Genomic DNA, 13,053 nt, shown 5'->3' on the forward strand with positions numbered 1-13,053 from the left:
CCGCTGGCGCGGTCGGGACCGGGGGCGCGGCGGGGGCTGGCTGAGCCGGACCAGGGCCGGTCGCCCCAGCGCCTGGGGCGTGCGGCCGGGGCGGGGCGGCCGGGATGCCTGGCCGGCCAGGCATCCGCGGACCGGGACGGGGGGGCACAGGTCCTGGTCGGGCACCAGTAGCACCCGGCCGGCCTCCGTTGCCCTGCGTGTTGCCCTGGGACGTACCGCCGCGGGCGGACGACCGCTGCGTTGCCGCGCCTTCGACCGGGAATGACTCCTTGAGCTTTCGAACGACGGGTGCCTCGACTGTGGACGAAGCCGACTTCACGAACTCACCAAGATCCTTTAGTTTGGCGAGCACGGTCTTGCTGTCGACTCCAAGCTCCTTGGCGAGCTCGTGTACGCGGGCCTTTCCTACCACGGTGCTCCTTCTTTCGGCCCGCGGTCCGCCCGCGTGACCCTCGTTACCTGCTGGTCGTGATCATGGCTGCGTGCTCATCGCGCGGTCATCGCTGTCTCGACCTGCTTCCATGTCGACATCAGGTGATGTCGTCCAATCTTCCGTGAACTGCTTGACCAGATGGCCTCTGACACCCCCAAGCCCAAGTGGCCCTGGAACGCGCAGCGCTCGCGGGAACGCCCTGCGGCGCTCCGCGAGATCGAGGCAGGCCAGATCGGGATGCAGGTGTGCCCCCCGCCCTGGCATTCGACGGTGAACATCGGGTACGAGCTCACCACCAACTACCACCATACGCACCAAGTCGCTCCGCACCGCCCGGGTACGGCACCCTACGCAGGTGCGAAGCGGCTCCGCACGGCGCGCCGCCATCAGTCTATCCCGTTGCGCCCGCGGAGTGGTTGCCAGCAGCTGGCGATCTCCGGGCCGCGGGCGGCGTCGTGACCCGCCGGGGCAGCGATTCAGGACCTTCTTTCGACGCCGGGCCACCGCTGCCTTCCGTATCCGAATGGATGTCAATGCGCCAACCGGTCAGCCGGGCGGCCAGCCGGGCATTCTGCCCTTCCCGGCCGATGGCGAGGGAAAGCTGGTAATCCGGCACGACCACCCGGGCCGAGCGAGCCGCCTCGTCGGTGACGTCGACGCGAGCGACCCGCGCCGGCGACAGCGCGTTGCCCACGAAGACAGCCGGTTCGGCGGACCAGTCGACAATATCGATCTTCTCGCCGCACAGTTCGGCCATGACGGCACGCACCCGGCTGCCCATCGGACCGATGCAGGCGCCTTTCGGGTTCACGCCAGCGACAGTCGACCGAACGGCGATCTTACTGCGGTGCCCCGCTTCCCTCGCGATCGCGGCGATCTCCACCGTGCCGTCCGCCACCTCCGGGACCTCCAGCCGGAACAGGCCTTTGACCAGCTCCGGATGGGTTCGCGACAGTGTCACGGTGAGACCGTGCGCCCCGCGGACGACACTGACGACATAGCACTTGACGCGGTCACCGTGTTCGAACCGCTCGCCGGGGACCTGTTCGGCCGGCGGGAGCACACCCTCGACAGTGCCGAGGTCCACCAGGACGACCTTGGAACCGGCCCGCTGCTCGTGATGTTGCACGACCCCGGAGACGACGTCATGCTCGCGGTCGGCATATTGCCCGTAGGTGATTTCCTGCTGCGCCTCGCGCAGCCGTTGCATGATTACCTGCTTGGCCGTCATCGTCGCGATCCGGCCAAAATCGTCGGGTGTGTCCTCCCATTCACGGGTCATCCCGTCCACGGAGGTCTCCCGGGCGTAGACCGCGACATACCCCGACGTCCGGTCGACGACCACACGGGCGTCCTGCGCCGCGCCGCCGGTGTGCCGGTAGGCCGTCAGCAACGCGGTCTCGATCGCCTCCACCAGCGTGTCGAAGGAGATGTCCTTCTCCCGTTCGATCCCGCGCAGTGCCGCTACATCGAGTTTCATCGTTCCGCCTCCCCCTCCGCGTCCACCCCGGTCGCAGGATCCTCGCCGGTCGTACGGAACTCCACCTGTACCTCGGCCCGGACGACATCCGCGAAGGATATTCGCGTCACCGCACCGGCTGGCCCATTGTCGTCGTCCATCGTGAGATCAACCGATTCGGGCCCACTGGTGCGTACTCGGCCGAGCAGCTGCCTGCCGTCCCTGGTGCGCACCGAAACCAGCCGTCCCCGGGCCCGGCGCCAGTGCCGGGCCGCGACCAGCGGGCGGTCCACCCCCGGCGAGCTCACCTCGAGCACATACGGACCAGACACGAGTCCGTCGCCATCGACCGCGTCGAGGGCAGCGGAGACAAGCCGGCTGGCCACGGCGACCGCGTCCAGATCGATACCCTCGTCACGATCCACCACCACCCGCAGCACGCTGCGGGAACCCGCCCGGGTGATGACGACGTCCTCCAGGTCAAACCCGTGGGTCGCCAGCTCTGGCGCAAGCAGGCGGAGCAGCTCGGCCCGGCCAGCCCGGCCCCGGTCCGCGGCGTCCGTGCCTCGCGACCGGCCCCGCCCGCCACCGGCATTGGTTGGGGCCACGGCGTCGCCCACGTCGACCCGCTCCTCTCCTTCGCCACGCGTCGGCATGACATCCTCTCGAGATCCTCAGCCTACGTCGGTCACGGCCCGAGCCTCATCCGGGGCATCCGGAGCTCTGTGTCAAGCTGCTGGTCCGTGAGCCCGATGATTCCCGGCCATGGATGCTCCAGGCGCGCCCTGCTCGGCGTGCTGCCCATGACGGCGGCCACAGCCCTGGCCGGATGCAGCTGGACACGATCGCCTCGGGAGCCCGCTACCACCCCGGTGACGACCACGACGGACGACACGCTGCGCCGGTCCGCGGTCGAGTCGGAACAGGGGCTGCTCGTCGCGTACGATCGAGCTATTCTTGCGTATCCGTCAGTCGCGGCCACGCTGCGTGTGGTACGGGCTCATCACGCCGAGCATGTCAGCCGCCTGATGGCGGCCACGACGGCCGCGCCCGGTGGGCCATCACCGGCCGTCACCGTTGCGAGCACGCCTGACGTGGCCACGTCCGCGCCGACAACCATGGCGGCGCTGCTGAAGCTGGAGCGTGGCGCCGCGGCTTCCCTGCGCGCGCAGTGCCTGGCCGCGTCGGCGAGTCTGGCGCCGCTGCTGGCTAGCATCCACGCGGCCGAGACCGCCCATGGCGAGCTGCTCGCCCCATTGGTCGGCTGAGCCTGATGCCGGCCCCGCGGCAGCGCCCACCCGCCCCTGACACGGTACAGACGCTGTCGAACCTGCTTGCCGTTGAGCACGCCGCCGTATATGCCGCCGCCGCGGCCGGCGGTGAGCTGGCTCCACTACGGTCAGCCGCGGAATCGACCCGCGTCCTCGCCGAGAACGCGTTCGCCGCCCATCGAGAGCTGCGCGACCGGCTGGTGGCCGAGATCCTCGACCGGGGCGGCACCGCGCCACCGGCCCAGGCCGCGTACCAGCTGCCTGCGCTATCCGGTGACCTGACCGGAGTGCTACTGCTGCTGGCCGGTATCGAGGACCGCTCGTCGGCCGCGGCATACGACGCGGTCGGCGAGCTGACCGGTGAGATGCGCGCGCTGGTGACCGATGCGCTGACGGGGATGGCCGTGCGCGGCCAGCAGGCTCGTGTCGCGGCCGGCCAGCCGGTGGCCCAGGCCAGCCGGGCGCTACCCGGCGCGTGAGAACGGCCGGTGGAGCCCGGCCGCCCAACCGTCCAGGACACCGAGTAACCGCCCGAGCCGCCCGATCACCGCGTCGGCCCCGGCCGCACCGCGCGATCCCCGCTCCCCCGGCCGAGGAGCCACGCCGTCGGACAGCAGCACGGTCCGCATCCCGACCGCGCGGGCCCCGGCTATGTCACTCGCTGGACGGTCGCCGACAAACACCGCCGTCCGGGGGTCGCGCACGCCGAGCGAGGCGAGCACGGCGCGGAACGCATCCGGGTGCGGCTTGGCGAAGGGCAGATCGTTGGTGTAGACCCGGGCGTCGATCAGGTCCAGCAGACCGTCCCGGGCAAGCCATCGTGAGTGCCACGCGCGAGGCCAGTGCGTGTTGGTCAACAAACCGATCCGCAGCCCGCGGATGCGCACAAGGTGCAACAGCAGCAGCGCGTCCGGGTCGCACACCGTGTGCGGCGTCCAGGCGCACAGGTCATGCCGGCCAGCCACCCGATGCACGGCGCCGGCCACGTCAAGCCCGACCGCCGCCGACGCCACGGCGAGCAGCTCGGTGACCGTCCCGCTGCGGCCCGACCCGCCAGCTGTCGCCCACCACTGCTGTTCGGAGTCCGCCAGCGCCTGGGTCAGTTCCCGCACGTGGCCCGGGGCGAGGTCGTGCGCGGCCAGCCGCCACAGGTCCAGCAGGTCCGCGTCGTGAAAAGGGGTCAGGGTGCCGCCCCAGTCGAAGACCACCGCCTCGACAGCCGGCACCGGCGCTGGCGGCGGAACCAGCGGAACCGATGAAACCGGACGAGCGCCGTTGGTCACCGGGCGACCCAGGCGTCCTGGTCCTGGCTGAGTTCACAGACGATGGACGGCAGGTTCCCACCGGCGACATCGGCCAGTGTGACCTCCTCCAGTACCCGCCGCAGGCTGACCCGTACCGCGATCCACACATCCTGGAGGTGCTTGGCCGCGCCCTCGTACGCCGCGTCCTCCGGCCGGCGGCCCCGTACGCTCGCCAGCGGGCCGTCGGTCGCTCGGATCACCATCGCGATGGTGATCTCACCCGCTGGCCGACAGAGCTGGTAACCGCCGTCAGCGCCACGTCTGCTCGCCACCAAGCCGCTCCGGCGGAGATCGGTGAGGATGTTCTCCAGGAACCGCAGCGGCAGGTCCTGCGCGGTCGCCAGGCTCTCGCCCTTCACGAGCTCCCCGTCGGAAGCTGCCAGTGTCAGCAACGCGCGCAGGGCATAGTCAGCTCGTGCGGAGATCTGCATGTCTCCATCTTGCCGGCCATGGTCCTGACGTGCTCCCCATAGCTGGGCCCCTCGGGGCCGCACCTCCTGCCTGCTCCTGAGACAGGCCCTGCCCTGCCTCAGCGTGACTGTTCGGGCAGGAGCCCCCGGCGGGCGCGCATCCGACGGTCCACGGCGTTGAACGCGGAGTCCACCAGCACTCCGATGATGAAGATTGTCAGCATGGATGCGATCACACCGGTCGCCTCCAGGAACTGACGGCTGTTCTCCAGATCCGAGCCGATGGACGGGTGGCCGGGCACGATGACCAGCAGTTCACCAGCCATCAGGCTCCGCCAGGCGAACGCCCAGCCCTGTTTCAGCCCAGCCACCACCGACGGCAGCGCCGCCGGTGCCACCACGAACCGGTAGAGCTTCAGGCCACGTGCGCCCATGGTGTGACCGGCTCTGGTCAACAGCGGCGGGACATAGTCGATGCCACTGATGACGCCGTTGGCGACCGATGGTGCCGCACCGAGCACGACAACAAAGAGGATCGCTGATTCAGTGAGCCTGAACAGCAGGATCGCCAGCGGGAACCACACGATCGAGGGCATGGTCTGCAACGCGGTGATGAATGAGCCGACCGCGCTCCGCAGCAGCGTGAACCGGGACACGGCCAGCCCCACCGCCCCGCCGATCAGGACCGCCAACACATACCCGACGAAGGCGCGCTGCATGGTGCGGGCGAACGCCGACCAGAAGTCGGCGCTCGTGAGCCGGCGCCCGAGTTCCGGCAACGCCTCATCCGGGCCGGGCAGTACGTAGGACGGTTTCCAGCCGCTCCAGACCAGGGCCTGCCACAACAACAGGAAAATCGCGACGGCTCCCAGCTTCGGCCAGGTCGCCGACCATATCCGCAAGGCGAGCGGGCGCCTGGGCGCCTGGCCAGTGTCAAGGGCGTCGAGACCAGCGAGGGCCACGTCGGTGGATGTGTTCCGGGAGATGCGGAGCACATCGGATTCGATGGTCGTCTCAGCGGCCATGGCGACTCACCTCCGCCCGCAGCCGAGCGGTAATTGTCACGGCCAGCGCCGCGACCTCCGGCGCGTCAATACGGCGGGGGCGGTCGATCCCGACATCGAAGATCTCAGCCACTCGCCCCGGCCGGCTCGACAGCAGCACGATGCGGTCCCCCAGCCGTACCGCCTCCCGCACGTCATGGGTGACGAACAGGACGGTGACTCCGGTCTCGCGCCAGATCCGCTCCAGCTCGTCATGCAACAGGTCCCGCGTCATCGCGTCGAGCGCGCCGAAGGGCTCGTCCATGCACAGGACGTCGGCATCCTGGGCGAACGCCCTGGCCAGGCTGACCCGCTGGCGCATCCCACCGGAAAGTTCGTGCGGACGCTTGTCCGCGAGACCGGCAAGACGGACCATGGCCAGCAGCTCCTCAACCCGGCTGGCGCGATCAGCCCGGGGAACGCCTCGGATCTTCATCGGGAGGGCGATGTTTCCCCCCGCGGTGAGCCAGGGCAGCAAGGCCGAATCCTGGAACATCAGACCGACCTTGCGCGCGCCGACGTCGACGGCGCCGGAACTGGGTCGGTCAATACCGGCAAGAATGCCCAGCAGGGTCGACTTACCACACCCGGAAGCGCCCAGCAGGCAGACAAACTCCCCCGGGCGGACGTTGAAGGAAACATTGTCAAGCGCCTGGACCCGGTGTGGGCCGGACCCGAAGGCCCGACTCACACCGTCGATCCGTACCGCGCTCGCGTCAATGACAGCGGCCACGGAATCTTCTCCCCCTGTTACCCAACCGGATCTTCTTCTACTTCGACGCCACCGAATCCTTGCCCTGCGTTTTCAACAGGGCGTTCAGAGTCGTCAGATCGAAAATTCCGTCCAGGTTGGCCTTGGTCGTCAGGCCCAGCTCCTGTGCATGATCGGCCGAAGCGACAAGCGATGACGCGACCGGGTCGGGCGTGAATGTCAGCCGCTGCCATGCCGGCGCGATCACGCTATCCGCCAACGGCTTGCCGGAAAGTTTCGCCAGCCCCTGATTGGTGACCTGCTGGCCCTTGGCCGGGTCCGCGCCCAGCGCGTCGATCGAGGCGACGTTCGCCTCCACCAAGCGCCTGACGATCTCGGGGTGGCTCTGCGCGTAGTCGGTGCGCACAACCAGCAAGGTGGTGACGAACTTACCGTCAGGCCACTGCGAGGCCTCGTCCACCAGCAGTTTTCCGCCATCGGCGACCATCCTGGACAAGGTGGGCTCGGGTACCCAGGCCCCGTCTATGGCACCTGACTTGAAGGCATCCACCGTCACCGCGTTATCCTGTGGGCGGATCTGGACGTCGCCGCCGCCGTTCTTGTCGGTGGCCAGGCCGTGCTGCTTGAGGTAGTACCGCAGCGCCACATCCTGGGTGTTGGCCAGACCAGGGCTGGCGATGACCTTACCGCGCAGCTGGTCGACCGAGGTGATGCCGCTCTTCACCACCAGGCCAGCCCCGCCGGAGGTCGCACCCGAGATGATGCGCAGCGCAGCACCCTTGGACTTGACGAAGGTGTTGACCGCGGGATTGGGCCCGATATACCCAGCGTCAAGCGCACCGGAGAGGATCGCCTCGGCCTCCTGGGTGCCCGAATTGAACGTCGAGGTCTCAATCTTCACTCCCGCGCCGAGCTTGGCGGCGAAGATTCCCTGATCAAGACCGTAGATAGCGGCTGCGTGAGTGAGGTTCGGAAAGTAACCGAGCCGCAGCGTTCCCGTCGGAGCGGCAGCCGAGCTCGCTGTCGCCACGCTGGCGTCGTTCCCCCCACTCGAGCAGGCCGTTGCCGCCAACGCCAACGCGCCGGCCGCGAGCAGTGGCGTGATTCGACGCCACAGCCTCCTCGATGACATCAGCCTTCCCCCATATGTGCTGTCTCACGGCAAGGGCGCCTCACGACGCCATGCAAACCGATCGAACTAGTCGGAAAACTGAGCATGCCAGAGGGAGGGCCACCACGCCAGACCCAGGAGCAGGTCAAAAAGCGCCGATGACGGCTCAGAACAGGATCGACGCGAAGGTCCCGACCCGGTGGAAACCGATCCGTTCATAAGCCCGGCGCGCAGCGTGATTGAACTCGTTGACATAGAGGCTGACCACGGGCGCGAGGGTAGCCTGAGCGATCGCCACCACGCTCGCGGTGCCCGCTGCCCCGAGCCCCCTGCCCCGTAGCTCAGGAGTCACCCACACGCCCTGAATCTGGCAGACGTCTCCAGCCACCGCGCCGATCTCGGCCTTGAACACGACCCGTCCGTCTTCGATGCGGGCAAAGGAACGGCGCCGGCTGACAAACTCGGCGACCCTGGCCCGGTAGAGCGCCCCGCCGTCGACAAGTACCGGAGACACGCCGATCTCCTCGGTGAACATCGCCACGCACGCCGGCAGCAGGAGATCCAGCTCGTCAGGACGGACAGGGCGCACGGCGGGGTCAGGAGCCACCGCGGGGGATTCAGAGATCACCAACAGTGGCTGGTCCGCCCGGACCTCACGGGCTGGCCCCCAGGCCGGTTCCAGGTACCGCCACATGAGCTGGACCGCATCCGCCACGCCGACGATCGAGGAACATCGACGGCCCTGACGGCGAGCCCGGTCGGCAAACGCCTTCGCCGAAGCCGGACCCGCCGCGACAGGCCAGAGGTTCGCGCCTGAGTAACACACCGCGGTCAAGCGGCCGTCCACCACATGGCCCCACATCTGCGCGCCCAACCGCCAGGGGGCGAGCCCGCATGTCTCCACCCGGGAGGCGACGAACACGTCCGCGACCGGGTTACGCGCGAGCACCTCCCGTACCGCGGGCAGGTCATGATCGTCGAGTAGACGGGTGGGAGCGGAGCGCAGCGGGAGGCCCATGATCACAATCGCCGGGAACTACCCGACCGACACCGAAGGCTCGCCGGATGCCACCCCATCGGCCTCCAGCTGCTCGGCCAGCCGCATGGCTTCCTCGATCAGAGTCTCGACGATCTGCGCCTCAGCAACGGTCTTGACAACCTTGCCCCGGACAAAAATCTGGCCCTTACCGTTACCCGAGGCCACGCCGAGATCAGCCTCACGGGCCTCACCCGGTCCGTTCACCACGCAGCCCATGACGGCGACCCGAAGCGGCACCGTCATTCCCTCCAGTCCGGCGGTGACCTCTTCCGCCAGTTTGTAGACGTCGACCTGTGCCCGGCCGCAGGACGGGCACGAAACAATCTCCAAGCTGCGCTGGCGCAGCCCCAGGGACGCAAGGATCCCGATACCGACCTTGACCTCCTCAACGGGAGGCGCGGACAGCGACACCCGCAGCGTGTCACCGATGCCCTCCGCGAGCAACGCGCCAAAGGCCACCGCCGACTTGATGGTGCCCTGGAAGGCCGGTCCAGCCTCGGTGACCCCCAGATGCAACGGGTAGTCACAACGTTGCGCAAGCAACCGGTACGCCTGGATCATCACAACTGGATCATGGTGTTTGACAGAAATCTTGATATCGGTGAAACCGTGCTCCTCGAACAGGGAGCACTCCCACAGCGCCGACTCCACCAGCGCCTCCGGGGTCGCCCGGCCGTACTTGGCCAGCAGACGCTTGTCCAACGAGCCCGCGTTCACGCCGATCCGGATAGGCGTGGCCGCGGCGGAAGCGGCGCGAGCGATCTCCCCGACCTTGTCGTCGAATGTCTTGATGTTGCCGGGGTTGACTCGGACTGCCGCGCAGCCCGCATCGATCGCGGCGAAAACGTACTTCGGCTGGAAGTGGATGTCCGCGATCACCGGGATCGGCGACTTCTTCGCGATGGCGGCCAGCGCGTCGGCATCGTCCTGGCTGGGGACAGCCACCCGCACGATCTGACAGCCGGCCGCGGTCAGCTGCGCGATCTGCTGCAACGTGGAGTTGACGTCGGACGTGAGCGTCGTGGTCATGGACTGGACGGAGACCGGCGCGTCCCCACCGACCGGCACGCTGCCGACCTGGATCTGCTTGCTACGACGCCGGGTGACGAGCGGGATGGCCGGCGCCTCGGGCATGCCGAGAGTTATTGTCACGATGTCCTCACTGGCGTGTCGATGCTCGGAAGCTGGACGGAAGCTGGACGGAAGGTCACGCGGTACTGGCCAACGCCGGAGGACGCGGTGTCGCTGACAGCAGGCCACCATCTAGGCCTTCGGCACCGCCGGGCGCAAAAATATGATCACATACTCCTCAACCACCAGAGGCTCTTGGGAACCACCGGGCGCGCGAAAAAATTATGATCGCACGCTCTTTGGCCACCAACTCCTCCTTCGCCGTACGGGACCCGCTGTCCGCGTGTCGCGCGGGCACGCAACCGCCCGGCGCGACACGTGCGCTAGTCGAAACTGATCGGATTAGTTGAAACTGATCGGATTGACAATGTCGGCGGACAGAATGAGCAGGCTCAGGACAACGAAGAACGCGACCATGGCGTATGCCGCGGGCAGAAGTTTCACGAGGTCGACCCGTTTCACCGGCCCCCGGTAACCGGTCAGCCGGCGCGCCCCGTGCCGCGCCTGCTCGAAGCCGAGAACCGCCAGGTGCCCGCCGTCCAGTGGGAACAGCGGTAGCAGGTTGAACAGGCCGACCGCCAGGTTGACCCCGGCCACCAGCACGAGGAAGTCACCTATCCGCTGGCCGACGGAAACGTCCTGCGCCGACAGCAGCTCACCGCCGGCCCGTGCCGCGCCAACCACGCCGACCAGACCGTTTGCGTTCCGGTCCTTGCCGAAGAGGTTCGTGAGGTCGCCCAGCCGGTGGACCAACGTGTCGTACATCCCGGTGACGCCACCGCCGAGGATGCTCGCGGTTCTCGGGATGGCCGAAATCGGGTTGTAACGCACAACGTCGACGCCCTGCGCAATGCCGATTGCCCCGACCTGATCATTGCCCGCCAGCCCGGTCTGACGGTCACGACGGACCGAGACCAGCTCGGGCCGTAGTGTGAGGAGCTGACCGCCCCGGTCGACAACGAGGGCCGCGAACCCCGGACCATGATCACGAATAAGACGGGTGAACTGCGCCCAGTCCCGGATCGGCGTCCCGTCGAAGCTCACGACCCGATCGCCGACATGCACACCCGCCAGCTCGGCTGGCCCCACCGACGCCTGCGAGGCACACGGGCCGCTCACCGGCACGCAGACCGTCCGGCCGACCTTGTTCTCGCTGGGACGCGTGGTCCCGAGCAGCAGCAGCACACTGTAGATCAGCACAATGGCGATGACGAAGTGCATGAACGACCCCGCCGCCAACACCACCGCCCGCTGGCGTGCTGGCCGGCCGTGGAAAGCCCGATCGGCGTCAGCCGGATCAATCTCCTCGAGCGGAGTCATCCCTTCGATCTTGACGAATCCCCCGGCCGGAAGCGCCTTGATCCCGTACTCGGTCTCACCCCGAGTACGGGACCACAGCGTCGGGCCGAATCCGACGAAGAACTTCGATGCCTTCATGCCGTAGTGACGAGCCGTCACAAAGTGACCGGCTTCATGGAGAACGATGGAGACGATCAGAGCCAAGGCAAACGCGACGATACCAATCGCGTTGGTCATGGTGCGATCACACCCCGATCACAGCGCTGGAGAATCTCGCGTTGTACCTCAGTGTCACGAAGGCATCACTGTTCGATCAACTCCTTGATCGATGATGGCGCGCACCTGCTCACGCGCCTCCTGCTCCGTACTCAACACCTCGTTGAGGCTCGGATGTTGCACCACCGTATGCGCCGTGACCACTTCGGCCACAACATCGACAATGCGCACGAACGGCAGGCGGTGCCCGAGGAAGGCCGCCACGGCCTCCTCATTGGCGGCGTTGAAGACGGCGGGCGCCGTCCCACCACGACGCCCGGCCTCACGGGCGAGATCGATCGCCGGAAACGCGGCCGCGTCCACGGGCTCGAAGGTCAACGACTGGGCGCGCCGCCAGTCCATCGGAGCCTGCGCATCGGGTATCCGATCGGGCCATCCCAGGGCAAGGGCGATCGGCAGGCGCATGTCCGGCGGGGAGACCTGCGCCAACGTCGACCCGTCGACGAACTCGACCATCGAGTGCACCAGCGACTGCGGGTGGACGACAACGTCGATGTCGTCATAGGGCACCCCGAAGAACAGATGCGCCTCGATCAGCTCGAGACCCTTGTTCATGAGAGTGGCCGAGTTGATCGTAACAAGCGGCCCCATGTCCCAGGTGGGGTGCGCCAGCGCCTGCTGCGTTGTCACCTGGCCCAACTCGGCGCGGGAACGGCCCCGGAAGGGCCCCCCGCTGGCGGTGAGGACAAGTTTACGAACCTCCTCGGCCCGGCCGCCCCGCAGGCACTGGGCAAGCGCCGAATGCTCGGAATCCACCGGGACCAGTCGGGAGGGGTCGCCGTCCAGCGCGTCCAGCACCAGGGGGCCACCGGCGACCAGTGACTCCTTGTTGGCAAGGGCCACCGTACGGCCGGCCCGCAGCGCGGCGAGCGTGGGCGCGAGGCCAACCGACCCGGTGATGCCGTTGAGGACAACGTCAGCGGGCCACGCGGCGATCTCCGTGGCCCCTTCCGGCCCGGTCAGGATCTTCGGGATGGCGTACTCGCCCTTGCGGAAGCCCCGCCGGGAGGCCTCCGCGTAGAAGGCGAGCTGGAGATCCTGTGCTGCGGAGGCCCGGGCTACGCCAACCGCCTCGACACCCAGTTCAAGGGCCTGAGCAGCCAGCAGGTCAACCCTTGCCCCACCGCCGGTCAGCGCGACGACGCGGAACCGGTCGGGATTGCGTTTCACCACATCAATGGCCTGGGTTCCGATGGAACCAGTCGAACCAAGCAGGACAACCTCGCGCGGCAGCGGCGTCTCGACCACGTCGACCATTGTCGCAGGCGCCCGGACGCCACGCCGACACGTGTTCGCCACCCGACACCAGGCCCCGCCTGGACAGGACTCCCGCGCCAGAAAGAGGACAGTGGTCACCAATAAAGTGTTCTTTGCCATAGTCAGGCCGACCTCAACCCGAATAGGCGAAATTCGCCAAAAACCGATGACTCCGCGTGAGCGGGTACGCAACACGCCCCCATATGCACCGACGCGCTGCCATCACAAAAATACGCACCGTCATCACATGTTCTCGGGGAATAAGAGCGCCCGGCAATAAGTGCGTGGATCAAGGAGCGGGGCTGGGG

General features: G+C 67.8%; 15 protein-coding genes. 2 read left to right on the forward strand and 13 right to left on the reverse strand.

From position 1 onward, the window contains the following. The 4 genes from MJ797_RS23140 to rimP form a co-directional block, all read right to left on the reverse strand. Positions 1 to 412, reverse strand: a 412-nt coding sequence (locus MJ797_RS23140; protein ID WP_255739413.1) for a translation initiation factor IF-2 N-terminal domain-containing protein, incomplete at its 3' end; no start/stop codon positions are given. A gap of 60 nt (positions 413 to 472) precedes the next feature. Further along, the gene (locus MJ797_RS23145; protein ID WP_255739415.1) at positions 473 to 820 is read right to left on the reverse strand and encodes a YlxR family protein; all 348 of its coding nucleotides are present in this window, start codon (positions 818 to 820) and stop codon (positions 473 to 475) included. 4 nt (positions 821 to 824) lie between these two features. Beyond that, positions 825 to 1,913 (reverse strand): transcription termination factor NusA, encoded by a 1,089-nt coding sequence (gene nusA, locus MJ797_RS23150; RefSeq protein ID WP_239341176.1) that lies wholly within the window; start codon positions 1,911 to 1,913, stop codon positions 825 to 827. Further along, positions 1,910 to 2,548, reverse strand: coding sequence for a ribosome maturation factor RimP (rimP, locus tag MJ797_RS23155; RefSeq protein WP_239341178.1), 639 nt, complete (start codon positions 2,546 to 2,548; stop codon positions 1,910 to 1,912). Before rimP ends, nusA begins: the two co-directional genes overlap by 4 nt. A gap of 87 nt (positions 2,549 to 2,635) precedes the next feature. Here rimP and MJ797_RS23160 point away from each other — a divergent pair, with 87 nt between their 5' ends. Further along, entirely contained in the window at positions 2,636 to 3,160 is a 525-nt protein-coding gene (locus MJ797_RS23160; RefSeq protein ID WP_239341180.1) for a hypothetical protein, read from the forward strand. Positions 3,161 to 3,165: 5 nt separating this feature from the next. After that, positions 3,166 to 3,642, forward strand: coding sequence for a DUF4439 domain-containing protein (locus tag MJ797_RS23165; protein WP_239341182.1), 477 nt, complete (start codon positions 3,166 to 3,168; stop codon positions 3,640 to 3,642). Here MJ797_RS23165 and MJ797_RS23170 read toward each other — a convergent pair. From MJ797_RS23170 to dxr, 9 genes are all read right to left on the reverse strand, one after another. Continuing rightward, the gene (locus MJ797_RS23170; RefSeq protein WP_239341184.1) at positions 3,628 to 4,446 is read right to left on the reverse strand and encodes an HAD family hydrolase; all 819 of its coding nucleotides are present in this window, start codon (positions 4,444 to 4,446) and stop codon (positions 3,628 to 3,630) included. The two genes, MJ797_RS23165 and MJ797_RS23170, sit on opposite strands and share 15 nt — an antisense overlap. After that, positions 4,443 to 4,898 carry an Rrf2 family transcriptional regulator gene (locus tag MJ797_RS23175; RefSeq protein WP_239310488.1) on the reverse strand — a complete coding sequence of 152 codons (456 nt, stop codon included), beginning with the start codon at positions 4,896 to 4,898 and terminating at the stop codon, positions 4,443 to 4,445. Before MJ797_RS23175 ends, MJ797_RS23170 begins: the two co-directional genes overlap by 4 nt. Before the next feature lie 98 nt (positions 4,899 to 4,996). After that, on the reverse strand, positions 4,997 to 5,902 hold the full coding sequence (locus MJ797_RS23180) for an ABC transporter permease (protein WP_239341186.1): 906 nt from the start codon (positions 5,900 to 5,902) through the stop codon (positions 4,997 to 4,999). Continuing rightward, positions 5,892 to 6,653, reverse strand: a complete 762-nt coding sequence (locus MJ797_RS23185) for an ABC transporter ATP-binding protein (RefSeq protein ID WP_239341188.1) — start codon at positions 6,651 to 6,653, stop codon at positions 5,892 to 5,894. Before MJ797_RS23185 ends, MJ797_RS23180 begins: the two co-directional genes overlap by 11 nt. A 37-nt stretch (positions 6,654 to 6,690) precedes the next feature. Then, entirely contained in the window at positions 6,691 to 7,764 is a 1,074-nt protein-coding gene (locus MJ797_RS23190) for an ABC transporter substrate-binding protein (protein WP_239341190.1), read from the reverse strand. Positions 7,765 to 7,909: 145 nt separating this feature from the next. After that, a complete protein-coding gene (locus tag MJ797_RS23195) occupies positions 7,910 to 8,761 on the reverse strand; it encodes a GNAT family N-acetyltransferase (protein WP_239341192.1) in 852 nt (283 codons plus the stop codon). A gap of 18 nt (positions 8,762 to 8,779) precedes the next feature. After that, positions 8,780 to 9,934, reverse strand: a complete 1,155-nt coding sequence (gene ispG, locus MJ797_RS23200; protein ID WP_239341194.1) for a flavodoxin-dependent (E)-4-hydroxy-3-methylbut-2-enyl-diphosphate synthase — start codon at positions 9,932 to 9,934, stop codon at positions 8,780 to 8,782. A gap of 321 nt (positions 9,935 to 10,255) precedes the next feature. Then, positions 10,256 to 11,449, reverse strand: coding sequence for an RIP metalloprotease (locus MJ797_RS23205; protein ID WP_239341196.1), 1,194 nt, complete (start codon positions 11,447 to 11,449; stop codon positions 10,256 to 10,258). 54 nt (positions 11,450 to 11,503) lie between these two features. After that, complete coding sequence (gene dxr, locus MJ797_RS23210; RefSeq protein WP_239341200.1) at positions 11,504 to 12,745, reverse strand: 1-deoxy-D-xylulose-5-phosphate reductoisomerase; 1,242 nt, start codon at positions 12,743 to 12,745, stop codon at positions 11,504 to 11,506. Positions 12,746 to 13,053: the final 308 nt, after the last annotated feature.

This window comes from Protofrankia sp. CiP3 (genome assembly GCF_917627345.1).
GTDB lineage: Bacteria > Actinomycetota > Actinomycetes > Frankiales > Frankiaceae > Protofrankia.